Annotated in this window: 15 protein-coding genes and 1 tRNA gene; 10 read left to right on the forward strand and 6 right to left on the reverse strand. The window is 55.5% G+C overall.

Annotated features, from left to right (window positions below; genetic code table 11):
* Window positions 1-36: 36 nt before the first annotated feature.
* The 10 genes from ACR0DH_RS03585 to ACR0DH_RS03630 all read left to right on the forward strand — a co-directional run bounded on the left by ACR0DH_RS03585 (window position 37) and on the right by ACR0DH_RS03630 (window position 10,617).
* Window positions 37-1,461: a cryptochrome/photolyase family protein gene (locus ACR0DH_RS03585; RefSeq protein WP_480547225.1), complete on the forward strand. Its 1,425-nt coding sequence runs from the start codon at window positions 37-39 to the stop codon at window positions 1,459-1,461.
* Between the two features lie 69 nt (window positions 1,462-1,530).
* Window positions 1,531-2,739, forward strand: coding sequence for a class I SAM-dependent methyltransferase (locus tag ACR0DH_RS03590; protein ID WP_480547227.1), 1,209 nt, complete (start codon window positions 1,531-1,533; stop codon window positions 2,737-2,739).
* Between the two features lie 15 nt (window positions 2,740-2,754).
* Window positions 2,755-3,195, forward strand: a complete 441-nt coding sequence (locus ACR0DH_RS03595; RefSeq protein WP_480542910.1) for a TrgA family protein — start codon at window positions 2,755-2,757, stop codon at window positions 3,193-3,195.
* A gap of 28 nt (window positions 3,196-3,223) precedes the next feature.
* Window positions 3,224-4,339, forward strand: a complete 1,116-nt coding sequence (locus tag ACR0DH_RS03600; protein WP_480547229.1) for an NUDIX domain-containing protein — start codon at window positions 3,224-3,226, stop codon at window positions 4,337-4,339.
* 68 nt (window positions 4,340-4,407) lie between these two features.
* Entirely contained in the window at window positions 4,408-5,442 is a 1,035-nt protein-coding gene (locus tag ACR0DH_RS03605) for a cysteine synthase A (RefSeq protein ID WP_480547231.1), read from the forward strand.
* On the forward strand, window positions 5,442-7,862 hold the full coding sequence (locus ACR0DH_RS03610) for a DUF3772 domain-containing protein (protein WP_480547233.1): 2,421 nt from the start codon (window positions 5,442-5,444) through the stop codon (window positions 7,860-7,862). The genes ACR0DH_RS03605 and ACR0DH_RS03610 overlap by 1 nt, the downstream gene beginning before the upstream one ends.
* Before the next feature lie 90 nt (window positions 7,863-7,952).
* A tRNA-Ser gene (locus ACR0DH_RS03615) sits at window positions 7,953-8,042 on the forward strand.
* A gap of 147 nt (window positions 8,043-8,189) precedes the next feature.
* Window positions 8,190-9,056, forward strand: a complete 867-nt coding sequence (locus tag ACR0DH_RS03620; protein ID WP_480547235.1) for an urea carboxylase-associated family protein — start codon at window positions 8,190-8,192, stop codon at window positions 9,054-9,056.
* 137 nt (window positions 9,057-9,193) lie between these two features.
* Window positions 9,194-9,562 carry a group I truncated hemoglobin gene (locus ACR0DH_RS03625; RefSeq protein WP_480542917.1) on the forward strand — a complete coding sequence of 123 codons (369 nt, stop codon included), beginning with the start codon at window positions 9,194-9,196 and terminating at the stop codon, window positions 9,560-9,562.
* Window positions 9,559-10,617 carry an adenylate/guanylate cyclase domain-containing protein gene (locus ACR0DH_RS03630; protein WP_480547237.1) on the forward strand — a complete coding sequence of 353 codons (1,059 nt, stop codon included), beginning with the start codon at window positions 9,559-9,561 and terminating at the stop codon, window positions 10,615-10,617. The genes ACR0DH_RS03625 and ACR0DH_RS03630 overlap by 4 nt, the downstream gene beginning before the upstream one ends.
* Window positions 10,618-10,622: 5 nt before the next feature.
* On the opposite strand, the gene ACR0DH_RS03635 is transcribed toward ACR0DH_RS03630, so the two are convergent.
* From ACR0DH_RS03635 to ACR0DH_RS03660, 6 genes are all read right to left on the reverse strand, one after another.
* Complete coding sequence (locus ACR0DH_RS03635) at window positions 10,623-11,237, reverse strand: TetR/AcrR family transcriptional regulator (RefSeq protein ID WP_170530110.1); 615 nt, start codon at window positions 11,235-11,237, stop codon at window positions 10,623-10,625.
* Window positions 11,238-11,349: 112 nt separating this feature from the next.
* Complete coding sequence (gene ppk2 / locus ACR0DH_RS03640) at window positions 11,350-12,219, reverse strand: polyphosphate kinase 2 (RefSeq protein WP_480547239.1); 870 nt, start codon at window positions 12,217-12,219, stop codon at window positions 11,350-11,352.
* A gap of 48 nt (window positions 12,220-12,267) precedes the next feature.
* A complete protein-coding gene (locus tag ACR0DH_RS03645; RefSeq protein WP_480542922.1) occupies window positions 12,268-13,221 on the reverse strand; it encodes an alpha/beta fold hydrolase in 954 nt (317 codons plus the stop codon).
* The gene (gene metA / locus ACR0DH_RS03650) at window positions 13,211-14,128 is read right to left on the reverse strand and encodes a homoserine O-acetyltransferase MetA (RefSeq protein ID WP_480542924.1); all 918 of its coding nucleotides are present in this window, start codon (window positions 14,126-14,128) and stop codon (window positions 13,211-13,213) included. The genes ACR0DH_RS03645 and metA overlap by 11 nt, the downstream gene beginning before the upstream one ends.
* Window positions 14,129-14,165: 37 nt before the next feature.
* Window positions 14,166-15,038, reverse strand: coding sequence for an ATPase (locus ACR0DH_RS03655; RefSeq protein ID WP_480547241.1), 873 nt, complete (start codon window positions 15,036-15,038; stop codon window positions 14,166-14,168).
* A gap of 50 nt (window positions 15,039-15,088) precedes the next feature.
* A complete protein-coding gene (locus ACR0DH_RS03660) occupies window positions 15,089-15,985 on the reverse strand; it encodes a DMT family transporter (protein ID WP_480547243.1) in 897 nt (298 codons plus the stop codon).
* Between the last annotated feature and the right edge of the window lie 16 nt (window positions 15,986-16,001).

Consider the following 16,001-nt stretch of genomic DNA (forward strand, 5'->3'; position numbering starts at 1 on the left):
CCTGTTTCGTAGTGCGAAGAAAACAACAGGCTGGCTATGTCGTCACAGCACTCTCCGATCATCGTTTGGTTTCGCAGGGATTTGCGCCTGTCCGATCATCCGGCGCTGTCCGCTGCTGCGCAAACAGGTCGCCCAGTGGTGCCGGTATACATCCTTGATCCTTTGGCCGAAGCGCTGGGGGCCGCCCCTAAATGGCGTTTGGGTCTGGGGTTGGATGCCTTTTCCCAAAGCTTAGAACAGATTGGCAGCCGTCTGATCTTTCGGCGCGGCGATGCGTTGGCGCAGTTGCGCGCGGTGATTGCCGAGACAGGGGCGTCCGAGATTTACTGGTCTCGCGCTTACGATCCGGATGCGATTGCACGTGATACCAACATAAAGACGAAGCTCACCGAGGATGGCGTATGCGCGAAGTCCTTCTCAGGTCATCTGTTGTTCGAACCCTGGACCGTTGCCACCAAAACCGGACAACCGTTTCGGGTGTTCACGCCGATGTGGCGCGCGGTGCAGGGGAGAGACGTGCCAGAGCCTGATGCGGCCGTCACGCGCCTGACCGCACCGTCGCACTGGCCCCAGAGCGACACCCTGACTGACTGGAACTTGGCGAGGCCCATGAACCGGGGTGCGCAGATCGTGCGCCCCTATGTCCAGCCAGGCGAAACCGCCGCATTTGATCATCTGGACGGGTTTCTTGACCGTGTCGCGCGCTATTCTGATGACCGGGATCGGCTAGATATCGACGGGACCTCAAACCTGTCAGAATATCTGTCGCTGGGTGAGATCGGGCCACGGAGCGCATGGCACAGGGTGCAGCGGGCGGCAATGCTGGGGGTTTCGGGCACTGGTAGCTTTTTGAGACAACTGGTGTGGCGCGAGTTCGCCTATCATCTGATGTACCACACGCCGCATCTGCTCAGCGGAAACTGGCGGCCTGAATGGGATGCTTTTCCGTGGAACACAGACGCGGATCGTCCTGAAGTGACAGCGTGGAAGCAGGCAAAAACCGGTATTCCAGTAGTCGATGCGGGCCTGCGAGAGATGTATGTGACAGGCCGAATGCACAACCGCGCCCGGATGATTGTCGCAAGCTATCTGACCAAGCATTTGATGACTCATTGGAAGATTGGCATGCGCTGGTTTCAGGATTGCCTGATCGATTGGGACCCGGCCTGCAATGCGATGGGGTGGCAATGGGTGGCCGGATCGGGTCCCGATGCCGCGCCGTTCTTCCGTATCTTCAATCCGCTGACCCAGCAGGAAAAGTTTGATCCACAAGGCAAATATCTGGATCGCTGGATCGCCGAAGACCGTTCGAACCCAACGCCCACGGCCCTGTCATATTTCGAAGCGATCCCCCGAAGCTGGGGGCGGAACGCCGGGCAATCCTATCCGCCGCCTGTTGTTGAAATGGCCGAAGGCCGCGCCCGCGCACTGTCTGCGTATGACAGCCGAAAAAACCAGTAAGGAACTGAAAACTTGCAAGAAACAAAAACCCGTCCTAGCCTGCATCAAACACCGCAGAGGGGAGAGCGGATGACCCTGACATCGACCGAGGGGCAGAAAAACCTGCCCAGATATTTTGCCCAAGTCTTCAAAATGCTCGGCAAGATGGAGTCTGGGCGATTGGACATCACACTGCCTGATGGCCGTGTGTTTCGGACCGAAGGTGCAAAACCTGGCCCTATTGCCGCCGTAGAAATTCATGATCCCGATGTATTTGCACGCTTGATCCGCGAAGGCGAGCTTGGATTCTCGGACGCTTATTTAGAAGGGCATTGGAGCACGCCGGACCTACGTTCTTTCATGGATTTGGTGCATCTGGGCTCGGAAACGGTTTATGACGGGTTTACGGGCAAATTCCTTGTTCAGGCCTATGAACGTTTGCGGTTCTGGTTGCATCGGAACAACCGGGCTCAGGCCAAGAAAAACATCTCGTATCATTACGATCTGGGGAATGATTTCTACGGTCTTTGGCTTGATGATACGATGACCTATTCAAGCGCCTTGTTCGAGACCGGGCAGGAGAGTCTGGAAAAGGCGCAAACCGCCAAATATGCCAGCCTGATTGACGAAATGGGCGTGAAACCCGGTGATCATGTGCTTGAGATCGGATGCGGGTGGGGCGGTTTTGCCGAATATGCCGCGAAAGAGCGTGGCCTTCGGGTCACCGGCCTGACTATCAGTCAAGAACAGTTGAAGTTTGCGCAGCAACGCATGGAAAAGGCTGGGCTTTCCGATATGGTTGATCTGAAGCTGCAGGACTATCGGGATGAAACCGGGCAATATGACGGTATCGCCTCGATCGAGATGTTCGAGGCCGTTGGGCAGAAATACTGGCCTGTCTATTTCGATACGGTGCGCGAGCGGTTGAAACCCGGAGCGCAGGCGACGCTACAGATTATCACAGTTGGCGATCACCGCTGGGACTACTATAAGAATGGCGTTGATTTCATTCAGAAATATATCTTTCCCGGCGGTATGCTGCCATCGCCTACGGTTTTACGTGAGCAAATCGATCTGGCGGGACTAAACTTGGTGCGTTCGAAAGAGTTCGGCAAAAGCTATGACCTGACTTTGCGCCGCTGGTATGACACGTTCAACGCCAAATGGGATCAGATCTCGGACATGGGGTTTGATGAGCGTTTCCGCCGCATGTGGAATTATTATTTGACCGCATGTGGCGCTGCCTTTGACACAGGCAATTGCGATGTGACACAGATCACCATAGCAAAGCCCAGTTAAGGAACGGAATACGCAATGCCCACAGCCGCTCGTCTAGTTGCCGCCCTTTGCCTGGTGGTGGTGGCCTTTCTGGTGTCGACCATGATCATCGAGAATGGCGAAGAGGGCAAAGACTATGGCTATTTCACCCTTGTGAACATTGCGCTGGCCGTTGCCTGTGGGTGGAAGATCATGGGCAAGCGCGCCGGGCGCGGATGGACGGCGGGGATCAACAATGGTCTGACCGGAGTGGCCTCGCTGGTGTTCTGGGCGTTGTTTGTGCAGGGCTGTTACGAGATGTTCCGCCTGGCCATGCGCAACCGGTATGATGGCCCCTTCGAGGCTGTAAAGGCGATCTTCGTGATCGGAGTCGATTATGGAAAGCTTCTGCTGGTGCCTGAAATCCTGATCACCCTAGCCGTTGGGTCTGTTTTGTCTGGGCTTGCAACCGAAATCGCTAGCCGCCGCTGGCGCTGACCCGTCACTCCAAATAGAAAGCCTCTCCGTGTCAGATTTGTTCTTTTACGGCACCCTTCGCTATGTCCCGCTGCTGGAGTGTGTCCTGGGCCGTTCCGCGGAGGATTTGCGCATCACACCAGCAATCCTTGCGGATCACGCTGTTCACGCGGTACAGGGTCAGGATTTCCCGATGATCCAACGCGTATCGGGTGCACAAGCCGACGGCCTGCTGATACGTGGACTAAGCGAGGTCGATCTGGCGCGGTTGTCGTTCTACGAAGGCGGTTTCGACTATGATCTGCAAACGCTGAGCGTTGCTTTGCCAGATGGAACGCCGGCAGAGGCTCAGGTGTTCTTTCCAGCGCCCGGCGTCTGGGTTCCTTCGGGTTTGTGGTCGTTGGAAAGATGGGCCGAAAGACTGGGGCCCGTTACGGCCCTCGCCGCCGAAGAGGAGATGGCCTATTTCGGCAGAGTCGACCCAAAGCAGATGACCCGCAGCATGCCCGCCATCCAAACCCGTGCCTGGGCTAAGCTGTTCGCCCGACAGCGACGCACAGGTGATCCGCGTGACATCACACAGGACGTGATCGTCCACAGCCACCGCCGCGCCTATGTCGACTATTTCGGGATGGAGGAGATCCAGCTCCAATATCGCCAGCATGACGGATCAATGGGGCCGGTTCTGAACCGCAACAGCCTGTTGCAGGGCAGTGCGGTGGTCGTTTTGCCTTATGACCCTGTGCGCGATGCGGTCCTGCTGGTCGAACAGTTTCGGACACCGATTTTCCTGATCGAAGACCCAGAACCCTGGATGTGGGAGCCTGTCGCGGGCATGATCGATCCGGGTGAAACACCGGAACAGGCCGCATATCGCGAAGCGCTGGAGGAAGCCGGTGTCACCTTTGACACATTGGAGTTTGCAGGCGGGGCTTATTCGTCCAGCGGATCCTCGACCGAGTACCTGTATCTTTATGTCGGACTAGGGGAGTTGACCCAAACCACGGATACGGGCGGTTTGGCGAGCGAAGGCGAAGATATCCGCACCCGGATCGTGCCTTATTCCGAATTCATCGACCTTGTAGACAGCCATGCGTTCAAGGATTTGCCGCTTCTGTCCTTAGCCCATTGGTTGGCCCGCCACCGGGACCGGCTGCGAGGGTGACTATCGCGCTTGTGGTTGCGGCAGCGCGGCTGTAAATCTTGCCTGATACCAAATGACATGAGGGCGCCATGCGCATTGCACGAGACCTTGCCGACGCAGTCGGGAAAACACCGCTGATCCGGCTGAAACGCATCAGTGAAGAGACCGGATGCGAGATCCTCGGCAAGGCCGAGTTCATGAACCCTGGTCAGTCCGTCAAAGACCGCGCGGCGCTTTACATCATTCGCGATGCGGTTGCCCGAGGTGAACTAAAGCCCGGTGGCACGATTGTCGAAGGTACCGCGGGCAATACCGGGATAGGCCTTGCGCTAGTCGGTGCTTCGATGGGGTTCAAGACGGTGATCGTCATCCCCGAAACTCAATCGGAAGAAAAGAAGGACATGCTGCGCCTTGCGGGGGCGCAATTGGTGCAAGTTCCCGCCGCTCCGTATCGCAACCCCAACAACTTTGTGCATTACTCGCGTCGTTTGGCCGAGGAACTGGCCAAGACCGAACCCAATGGTGCGATCTGGGCCAATCAGTTCGACAACGTCGCCAACCGTCAGGCGCATGTGGAAACCACTGGGCCCGAGATTTGGGAACAGACCGATGGCAAGGTGGATGGTTTTATCTGCGCGGTGGGGTCGGGCGGTACATTGGCCGGTGTGGCCGAAGCGTTGCAGCCCAAAGGCGTGAAGATCGGTCTGGTCGATCCGATGGGCGCAGGGCTGTACTCCTACTACACCACTGGTGAGATCGCGATGGAGGGCGGTTCGATCGCCGAAGGCATCGGGCAGGTGCGCATCACCAAGAACCTCGAAGGGTTCAAACCCGATTTCGCGTATCAGATGACCGATAACGAAGCCTTGCCTTATATCTTCGATCTGCTGCGCGAAGAAGGTCTGGTCATGGGCGGATCAACCGCGATCAATATGGCGGGCGCCGTGCGTCTGGCTAAGGATCTGGGGCCGGGCCATACTATTGTGACCATTCTGTGCGACTACGGCACGCGCTATCAGTCTAAACTGTTCAACCCAGAATTCCTGCGGGAAAAAGAGCTGCCGGTGCCTGATTGGATGACCGAAGTTCCTCGCAAAATCCCCGGCGTTTTCGAGGATATCTGATGCTGCAACAGGTCCGCCTGTGTCTGACGCTGATGATCTTTTGCCTGTTCGGGCTCGTTGGCGCGGCGAGTGCGCAGCTGACCGACAGGCAGAGTGAGTATTATCAGGGCTGGATCAAGACGGCGGACCGGGCCGAGGCGGTGATCGATGCAAACCGAGCGTCGAATGCCGCAATGGAGAATCTGCGCTCGGAAATTAATGGATATCGCGAAGATTTTAACAGGGCGCGTGGCGCCAACACAGAGCGGATACAGACGCTTGAAAGCCAGTTAAAGGCCCTGGGCCCCAAGCCTGAAGGCGATGCCTCAGAACCTGAAGACATCGCTGCGTTGCGCGAGCATCTCGAAAACCAGCTCAACAAGCTGCGGGTCCCAAGGATCATATCTGAAGAAGCATTCAGTCGTGCAAACGGGCTGATCGGCGAAATTGATCAGATCCTTCGCGAGCGTCAGAAAAAACAACTGCTTGAAAAAGGGCCGTCTCCGATCAATCCGGTCTATTGGGGTCCGGCGTGGGTGGACGTCAAAGAGGCCTTCCGCAGCCTCATCAATGAAACGGTCGAGAACATGCGAACAGACGTTGTTCGCGAACAGGTCACCGATCGTGGTTTAGGCATCTTTATATTGCTGGTGCTCTCCGCTGTTTTGCTGATCTTTGGTAAGCATTGGTCCGAAAAAGGCGGGGACTATTTGCGCAGGCTCGGCGGCAGGGGTGCAGGCGCATGGACCTTTGTGATTTCTCTGCTTCGGATTGTTCTGCCCTGGATCGGGGTCGTCGCCATCGTGACAGCCATCGACATGACCGATGTTCTTGGTCTGAGGGGTACTTTGCTGCTGGATGAGATTCCCTATTGGGCTGCGATCATTCTGTTTTATGATTGGATTGGCCGTCAGATCTACGTGATGAGCGCAGCGAACGACTTTAAGCGTATTTCCCCTGCCAGAATCACAGAATTGCGCATCTACATTGATCTTCTAGCGATCATGTTGATCCTGCACGAGTTGGCATTGCTGTTCGAGCAGATCGAAAACATTTCTGATGCGACCCGCGCCGTTGTCAGTTTTCCGGTGATCGTGGTCACTGCGCTTTTGCTGCTACGTGTTCGGCAAATTCGAACCAATGACATACGGTCTGAAGGGTCCGATCAGGCGGGCACAGTGCGCAGCGCCGGTTTCACCCAAGTGCTCGAGTTCTTACGCCGCGCAGTTTTCTTGTTGGGTATCACAACGCCTTTTCTGGCGATTTTTGGCTATATCAACGCAGCCGAGGCCATTGTCTTCCCTGCTGTTAAGACACTCATTCTGATCGCTGCATTGGTCATCATCCAACGTTTTATCAGCCAGGTTTATGGCTGGATCACAGGGCAGGGCGATGCCGCGCGGGATTCATTGTTCGCAGTTTTGGTCGGGTTTGCCCTGTCGATATTGGCGTTGCCGATTTTGGCGATTTACTGGGGCGCGCGTGAAACGGACTTGCTGGAAGTCTGGTCGCGCCTCTTGCAAGGGTTCAACATCGGCGGGATTACAATTTCGCCCAGTAACTTCCTGACCTTTGTCGCCGTATTTGTGATCGGGTATGGGCTGACACGATTGTTGCAAAGCGGGTTGCGAAACTCGTTGCTGCCCAAAACCAGTATCGATCCGGGTGGGCAGAACGCGATTGTCGCAGGTTCAGGCTATGTTGGGATTTTCCTGGCGGCTTTGGTTGCAATCATGGTGGCAGGTTTTGATCTGTCATCGCTTGCTATTGTCGCGGGTGCCCTGTCTGTCGGTATTGGGTTTGGTCTGCAAACTATCGTGTCGAACTTCGTTTCGGGCATAATCCTGTTGGTTGAGCGGCCGATCTCCAAAGGCGACTGGATCGATGTAAACGGAATGATGGGCTATGTGCGCGACATCTCGGTCCGGTCAACGCGGATCGAAACATTTGACCGTACAGATGTGATCGTCCCCAACTCGGACCTGATTTCCGGCGTGGTTACCAACTATACAAGAGGCAATACAATTGGCCGCGTTATCGTGCCCGTGGGTGTCGCCTATGGCACCGATACACAGCAGGTTGAAACGATCCTGGGTGAGATTGCAAACGCACATCCCATGGTTCTGGCGAACCCAGCGCCCAGCGTCGTTTTCCAGGGGTTCGGTGCGGATTCGCTGGATTTTGAAATCCGTGCCATTCTGCGGGATGTGAACTGGGTGCTGTCGGTGAAATCCGACATGAACCACGAAATCAACCGACGCTTCACCGAAGCGGGCATCGAGATTCCGTTCGCTCAGCGTGACCTCTGGCTGCGGAACCCAGAGGTGCTGCAAGCGCAATCGCCTGTTGCCAAGCCTGAGGAGAAACTCAGACAGGCCTCTTCGAAACCCGCCGATCTGACCCAGGCGGACCTGTCTGACGGTGACGGAGATGAGCCTTAGCCCGATTTCAGAGCTGCCTGTGAAAGGTTGAGTTTTCGCGCTATTCGCCCCTTGCAAATCCTCTGACGATGGTTCAAGTATCCCGCTCACGGAGAGGTGGCCGAGTGGTCGAAGGCGCACGCCTGGAAAGTGTGTAGGCGGGAAACCGTCTCCAGGGTTCGAATCCCTGTCTCTCCGCCATCATCCCTTGCTGATAGGAACCTTCGATTGGCGTGTAGGCGGCTTTGGGTATGTGTTTCTTTCAGCAGCTTGATGCAGGCATGGTTGTCGATCAGAAACTAAGCTAACTAGTTACGGAACAATCGGTACTTGGTCCGGAGGTAGCCTATGAAATCTGACAATCCCAAACACGCAGCGCCTTTTGATGCGGCGGCGCGTCAGGCCATTCAGCCGGTCATTTGCTACCCGCCTGACAGCTTGGTGCAGCCCAATCTGAATGGGTTGAAGGCACTGCGCGAAACAGCCCGTAAATCGGCTGAGGTGACAGCTGCGCCGCGCGATGCTGCCTGTATCGACGTGCCTGCCGGTGCCTTTTTCCGGATTGTCTCGGTCGAAGGCCCGCAGGTTGGGGATTTGAACCTGTGGAATACCCATAACCTGTCAGAGCGGTTCTATTCCGGCAAAACCCGCGCGTTGCATGGCACGCATTTGTCGACGGGTGACCGGATGTGGTCCAGCTTTCCTTTCCTGCGCCCGATGGCCACTATCGTTGACGATACGCTGGATTGGTACGGGTTCGACGCTTTTGGTGGCTCTCTCCATGATGTGATTGGCACGCGGTGCGATCCGTACACAGGGCGTTTGCTGTCGGGCCATGACTACCACTATTGCTGCCATTCGAACCTGACACGCACGCTGGCCCAGCATCGTGAACTGCCCTTGCACGAAGCCGAGATGCTTGTACACGATGTACTGAACGTTTTCATGTGCACCGGATTCACACAGGAAACCGGGCAGTATTTCATGAAGGCCAGCCCGGTGCGCCCGGGCGATTATCTTGAATTTTATGCCGAAATCGACGTGACCGTTGGCCTGTCAGCCTGTCCAGGCGGGGATTGTTCGTCAGAGCATTCGTCGGACACCGCCGCGTGCTATCCCTTGCTGATCGAGATCTACGATCCGGGCGATGAAGCGCGATCAGCACATGTGCAACCTGCTGTGTCCGCATATGATCAAACACACGGAACCAGATAGGCGCTGACTCACAATTCGATGTCACGTTTTTCAGCAGATACACAGGTTGCAGGTGCATTGACCCGTTAAACGTTAACAATACCATTAATTTGATGTAGTCTCATGGTGTTATTCAAAGGTAGCACCCGGGTATTCGTGTGGCACAGACGCTTTATGAGAAATACGGTGGTTTCAAAACGATCAGCCGGGTGGTGATGTCATTTTATGAAATGGCGTTAGAGTCCGACCAGATCGGGGACTATTTCGAAGATATCGATATGCCTCGATTGATTGATCATCAGACCAAGTTTGTATCCTCACTAATCGGCGGCCCGGCTTCATTCAGCGATGACAGGATCAAGGCTGTTCACAGCCATCTCAATATTACGCATGCGGATTTTGACGAGATGGCTGCGCTGTTTGGTGAAGCTTTGGAGATGCACGGTGTATCCGCTCAGGATATCCAAACGGCCCTTGGCGCGATTGAAAACAAACGTTCAATCATAGTGGTACGGCACGCTGCATGAGCATTCATGCCATCAATGAACAACTTTTACGCGCGATCGGGGTCGGCGTAGCGATCGTGCGGGCGTCGGACCTGAAGTTTGTCTTTCATAACGGTCCTTTCTCGGAATGGTTCGGCACGCCCGAAAAGAAACAGACGCTTTTGGACCTTATCCCTGACCTTGATCTGCGTGAACTGGATGATGTGAAACAGTCCGGACTACGCTACTCTGTTGAGTTAAAGATCAAACCAAAGCGCCGGACACTGGTCTTTGCGGTCACCGTTTCGCTGACCAATGAACTGTCAGACCAACTGCTGATTGTTGAATGCCAGAACATCACTCGCATTCGTGAGCTTGAAAGCATGATCGACAGCTACTCGACCATGGTAGAGCGCAACACCCGTGAGTTGGAGCGTGAAAAAGAGAGGGTCGAGCGTCTGCTGCTGAACGTCATGCCGCGCGCGGTCTACGAAGAGTTCAAAACCTTTGGCGTTGTGACGCCTCAGTTGTACAAAGAAGTCTCGGTGGTAATGCTGGATTTTGTCGGCTTCACCGATTTCGCCGCCAAAACCGATCCAACTGTCACACTCAGCGAATTAAACGATATCTTCACGGCCTTTGATCGGATCGTCGAACAGTTCGGTTGCGAGCGGATCAAGACGATTGGCGATGCTTATCTGGCTGTTTCCGGGATGCCGGACGCTACGCCCGATCACGCAACCTCTGTGGCCCATTGCGCCGTACGCTTTCTGCGATATCTCGAGCGGCGAAATGAAAGCCATCCGCATAAATGGCAGGCCCGGATTGGTCTGGGCATGGGCGCCGCTGTCGGGTCGGTCGTGGGTATTCAGAAATATGTTTACGACGTGTTCGGGCCTGCGGTGAACACAGCTGCGCGTCTTCAGGTCTTTGCAAACCCGATGCATATTGTTGCTCCGGAAGAGATGAAATACGCGTTGATTGACGAGTTCCAGGTGTCAGATATCGGGCGTGTCGCTATCAAGGGAATGGGTGACATGGACCTGATCAATGTCACGTCTGGGCTAAGTGTTCCTCAGAACAGCGGGCGCATCTGAACCAATCAATCGTCCTGTGGGACCAGACCCAACCCTCGCAGATAGATGCCGATGCCGCTTTCCAGCAAATCCTCGGGCGGGAAGGGTGATGTCGCACCCGTGTTCCGGGCATACAGCTCGACAACGCCGTGGCTCATCGCCCAGATATGTGCGCTGAACATCGAGGCAGGTGGGCGCTTTTCGGGCGGAATATGCTGCGACAGATCTGCGGCTGCCTTTTCCAGCACGGATTTGGCACGGTTCGCTGCCAGCGACAGCTCGGGCGTGCGGTTCAATGAAACACCGCTTTCGAACATCGCAATATAGTGGCCCGGGTGTTTTCGGGCAAAAGCCAGATACGCGCGCCCTGTGGCCTCGAACGCAGCTAAGGCCGAAGGCTGACCCTGGTCATAGGCGTATTGCATCAGGTCCGCGAACATCTCGAAACCCTGTTTTGCCGCCTCGGCTATCAGGTCTTCGCGCCCGTGATAGTGGCGATAGACGGCAGCAGGGGTGACACCGGCGGTTTTGGCGGCCTCGGACAGGGTAAAGCCCGTTGGCCCCTTCTCCTCGATCAGGGACAACGCGGCCTCGATCAAGGCTTGTTTCAGGTTTCCGTGGTGGTACCCGCGTTTCGTCATCCCGGCCTCAGGGTTGTTTTCAGTATTCCAGAACCATTGACATAGTCGACTGGCGGCTTGCCGTCCAACTACTTGGTGTGGTGTCGAATATCGATGATTTGTGCTTTTTTGTTTAAGCGTCCCATATCTCTGCCCCGCCGCAGATCTTTGGGTCAACCTTACCCAAAGCCTTGCGATCTTTTTGATCATAATCCAATGCATGCAGAACCGTCTGGATGGCCGCAATACGAGCGCGTTTTTTGTCGTCTGATCGGACGATGGTCCAGGGGCTTTTCTCGGTATGTGAACGGGTTAAGGTTTCGGAGATCGATTCCGAATATGCATCCCACTTGTCCAGACCGGCCACGTCAATCGGGCTGAGTTTCCATTGCTTTAGCGGATCGGTTTCTCTTGCCAAAAACCGGTTGAGCTGCTCGGCCCGGCCGACATTTAGCCAGAATTTGAACAGTCGAATGCCGTCATTGACCAAACCGGTTTCTAGCGGAATGACCTGACGAAAAAAGCGTTCCCGTTCTTCGTGCGTGCAGAAGCCAAAGACATTCTCAACCACCCCGCGATTGTACCAGCTGCGATCAAAAAACACGATTTCGCCTGCGGCAGGCAGATGAGGGATGTAGCGCTGAAAATACCATTGGCTGTGCTCGGCGTCCGAGGGTTTGGACAGCGCAACGTTGCGTGCACCCCGAGGGTTTAGATTTTCGCGGAACCGTTTGATTGTGCCGCCTTTGCCCGCAGCATCACGGCCTTCGAAGATAATCGCTACCCGCTCGCCGGTTTCTTTGACCCAAGACTGCATCTTGACCAGTTCGATCTGTAGCGCATCGATCTGAGCGTCATAGTCTTTCGACTTCATCTTTTGCGCATAGGGGTAGGTCGGGTTCAGGATATCGCCTTTTTCGGCTGCCTTGATCAGCGTACGTACGTCCTTGGGGGCTTTCTTGTTGAAATAGGCCGTGATCGCGTCTTTTTCGGTCCGGGCCATGCCTCACCTCATGATAAATCCATAAGTTACTATGGATTAGCTGACCGCTTAACGCAAACCCGCGCGTTTTGCAGCGCGATCAATTGCTGCTGCGACCGCATCAGCGGCAACAACCTGAGGCATGTGGCCAATCCCCGGCAGTTCGATGAGTTCAGCCCCCGGTATCTGGTCAATCAGACGGTGGGAATGCCACTCCAGCCCAACGGTGTCATCCGCCGTTCCGTGCACGATCTCGGTCGGAACCGAAATTTCTGAATAGCGCGGCTGTAGCGCGGCGACTTCGTCCAGAAGATTTGCTCGCTGTTTGGCATTGGCATGCATAGATGCGCGGCGCATCGTCAGTTCGGGTCCGAAATGCGCAGCATAGCCTTCTGGCGTGGATTGCGGGGCAAAGACTTGATCCATCGCCTGGTCCACATACCAGTTTGGAACAAAGGATGTGATCAACGGCAAGGCCAGAGCATTGCCAGTTGGGGTTGAGGCTAGGCGGTTAAAGCCATCCAAAGGCGTTTCCCAGGGCATTGCGGCAGGTGCAATCAGAACAAGGGCTGAAATGTTGTCGGGCTGTGTTACAGCCCAGGCCAGGGAAACCGATCCACCATAGCTTTGCCCCGCGACAATGGGTTTCTCTGCCCCAAGCTGCGCCGCGGCCTTTTGCAGGATTTCGGCCTGTTCGATGATAGTTTCGCCATCCGGGTTGAAGCTGGCCGAATAGCCCAGGCCGGGGCGGTCGAACACGATCACGCGATACTGTTGCGCAAGGATCGGAGCCAGCGCAAAGGTCATATCACGAGTGTTCCCGCTGGAGCCATGAATCAACACCACGTCCGGCCCTGTGCCCATCACAACGGCATGCACCGCTATCCCATCAACATCCAGTATCTGACCTTCGGGGGGGAAGGCAGCCTCGGCCCGAGCTTCGATCTGGGTGCTGCGCCAAGTTGTAAAAATGGCGAAGCCCAGCAGGAGTACGGCAAATGATATCAGTATTTTAGCGGCCAATTTGATCCATATCGAACGGTGTTGTCTGGTAGATTTCGTTGATCCAGTTGCCATAAAGAAGATGCGCATGGCTACGCCACCTGTTCTGTGGCGTTTGTGCAGGATCGTCATCCGGGTAGTAGTTGATCGGCACATTGATTGGCGTGTCATTGGCCACGTCTCGATCATATTCCTGCTTTAGCGTATCGCTGTCATATTCGAAATGGTTGAAGATATAGAGCGCACGGTGCTTTTGATCTTCAACCAGGCAGGGGCCGACATCATCGCTGCCCAACAGGATGTTCAGACCCGGTGCGGCATTTATCTCAGCCTGCTTCATCTCGGTCCAGCGACTGACGGGGATGACGCAATCGTCTGAAAACCCGCGCAGAAATGGCGAGGCCGGGTTCAAATTCTGGTGCCGAAAGCAGCCAAAGGCCTTTGCATCCAGCATGTGTTTCTTCACGCCGTGGAAATGGTTGATCATCGCCATTCCACCCCAGCAAACGCCGAAGGTGGAATGCACATTGGTTTGCGTCCATTCGAACACTTCGCTGATTTCGTCCCAATAGGTGACATCGTTGAATTCCAGATGCTCAATCGGGGCACCGGTAATGATCAGGCCGTCGAACTTTTGATCCTTCACCTCCTGAAACGGGCGGTAAAACTCCGCCATATGCGCGGCAGCCGTGTTCTTGGTCCGGTGTTCCGTCATGCGGATCAGCGACAGGTCGATCTGCAGCGGTGTCGCCCCGATCAATCGTGCAAATTGGTTTTCAGTCTGAATTTTCTTGGGCATCAAGTTCAACAACCCGATGCGTAAGGGCCGGATGTCCTGCCGCATCGCCTGATCCTCGGCCATGACCATGACGCCTTCCTCAGTCAGGACATCATAGGCGGGCAGGTCAGATGGGATTTTGATCGGCATCGGTTCAGGCTTCAATAAGTGTAACGGAAACTGCTAACTAGGCTTTCCTGGGCTGAGCCTCAAGGGTGCCTTCGATCAACTCATCGAAATCAGATGCGTCACGCACGCCACCGATCTCGGCTGCAGTGAGGGCGATGCCCCAGTTTTTGGCCATCGCGGCATATCTTGGCTGGCGGTGGGCCAGCGCCTGGGCATAGGTCCAGCGGATGAAGGCGTCGGGATCGACCTCAGCCTCGGAACAGCCTTGCTGATCCAGGTATTCAGTCCAACTGCGGGTCAGGAACTCGGACTGATAGGACATCGGCTTGGGGGCTTTGTCGAAGCGGCGTATTAGCTCGGCCGTGTGCTCTTCATCACCTTTGAGCCAAATCATCAACGTGTGCTTTGACAACTCAGTCATCACCTGATCCGAAGGGTCGTCCGGGTCGACCCACTCGCAGATCGAGCCACCGGTGTCGCAGATGAAGTGAGGATAGTTATACAGGCGCTGAGCGCGATCGATAAAATATTCGGTATCCAGCAAGGCGTGAATTTCGGCCAATCTAAACTGTTCCTGGCGGCGCCGGTATTCGGGCATTTCGAGCCCACCCTTGGCCGGATCGCCCGGTTTTCCCAAATAGGCGGCCACGGGGGTTAAATTCTCGAACGAAATATTCGAGCCAATATAAATGGAATCCGACAGAAGCAGGTCCCGCAGAAAGGGCACTTTCATCGCCTCGGCCTTGGCGTTGTCGGTGATGTATTCGCCCATATATCGTGTGCCGATCCGATAATCGATCGAGTAGTGGAACCAATCGCCTGAATCGCGCAGGATGTTGGACACGTAGGTTTTGCCCAAGCCCGACATGCCGAAAAACAGCACTTTCTTGCGCGCAGCTGTGCGCCAGTCTTTTGCCGAGCCGTAGATCATGATCCGCTGTCCCTTTGTTTCGCCTTTGCTAGAACGGGCGAGGGGGCGCGTCAATCATGCTTGCCGTGGCGGTTCAAGATCAGCAGACCCAGTGCAAGGATCGCAAAGCCGATATAGGCGTTTGCGCCAAGCGCTTCGTCCCGCAAAAGCGAGCCAAGAACGATGGCAACCGGCGGGATCACAAGGGTTACCAGCATCAGATTTCCACTGCCTGCCATGGCAAGTACGCGGTAGTAGAGCAGATAGGCCGCCGCCGTTGCGATGATCGCATAGTATCCGATGGCAGCCCATGTCACTGCCGGGAGGGCAAGTGTGGGCAGCCCGTCATGTATTATACTGATTGGCAGGATCAGTAAGGTTGCCCCCGTCAGCATTCCAGCAGCCGCGAGGATAGGAGACAGACCTGACAAGTGTTTGCGGCCCCACGCGCTGGCAAATGCGTAAGAGACTGTGCCCGCCAGCACGGCCAGTTGGGCAAGGCTTTGCAGATTGAAACCGGTGAAACTGCTTAATCCGATGGCAATTGAGACGCCGAGAAACCCCAGGACCACACCGATCAACCGGTTTGGTGTCAGCCGTTCGTCTTTAAAGAACAGCGCGGCGACCAATACGCCGAAGACTGCGGTTGCGGCGTTCAATATCGCAGTCAGGCCGGTGTCGATGTAAAGCTGCCCCCAGGCCATCAGTGAAAACGGGATGACGTTGTTCAAAAGGCCCATGATCAGGAACGCGAGCCAAACCTTTGGATTTCTCGGAATCTCAATGCCTTTGATCCAGACAATCAACCATAGCACGGCCATGGCCCAGAAGGTCCGGTGCAGCACCGAAGTCATAACCGGGATAGTGTCCAGAGCGATGCGGATCGCAACAAAGGACGCGCCCCAGATCAGACCGAGCAACAGCAGTTCGGCCCAAGCTCGGGGTGAGAGATGTTTTTGCGGTTCCATTGCCTTTACTTGTCAT

The sequence above is a fragment of the Ruegeria sp. I1 genome (assembly GCF_056532675.1).

Coding starts and splice junctions, on each gene's coding strand:
- ACR0DH_RS03585 (WP_480547225.1), top strand. CDS start 37: ATGTCGTCACAGCACTCTCCGATCATCGTTTGGTTTCGCAGGGATTTG.
- ACR0DH_RS03590 (WP_480547227.1), top strand. CDS start 1,531: ATGACCCTGACATCGACCGAGGGGCAGAAAAACCTGCCCAGATATTTT.
- ACR0DH_RS03595 (WP_480542910.1), top strand. CDS start 2,755: ATGCCCACAGCCGCTCGTCTAGTTGCCGCCCTTTGCCTGGTGGTGGTG.
- ACR0DH_RS03605 (WP_480547231.1), top strand. CDS start 4,408: ATGCGCATTGCACGAGACCTTGCCGACGCAGTCGGGAAAACACCGCTG.
- ACR0DH_RS03610 (WP_480547233.1), top strand. CDS start 5,442: ATGCTGCAACAGGTCCGCCTGTGTCTGACGCTGATGATCTTTTGCCTG.
- ACR0DH_RS03620 (WP_480547235.1), top strand. CDS start 8,190: ATGAAATCTGACAATCCCAAACACGCAGCGCCTTTTGATGCGGCGGCG.
- ACR0DH_RS03630 (WP_480547237.1), top strand. CDS start 9,559: ATGAGCATTCATGCCATCAATGAACAACTTTTACGCGCGATCGGGGTC.
- ACR0DH_RS03635 (WP_170530110.1), bottom strand. CDS start 11,237: ATGACGAAACGCGGGTACCACCACGGAAACCTGAAACAAGCCTTGATC.
- ppk2 (WP_480547239.1), bottom strand. CDS start 12,219: ATGGCCCGGACCGAAAAAGACGCGATCACGGCCTATTTCAACAAGAAA.
- metA (WP_480542924.1), bottom strand. CDS start 14,128: ATGCCGATCAAAATCCCATCTGACCTGCCCGCCTATGATGTCCTGACT.
- ACR0DH_RS03655 (WP_480547241.1), bottom strand. CDS start 15,038: ATGATCTACGGCTCGGCAAAAGACTGGCGCACAGCTGCGCGCAAGAAA.
- ACR0DH_RS03660 (WP_480547243.1), bottom strand. CDS start 15,985: ATGGAACCGCAAAAACATCTCTCACCCCGAGCTTGGGCCGAACTGCTG.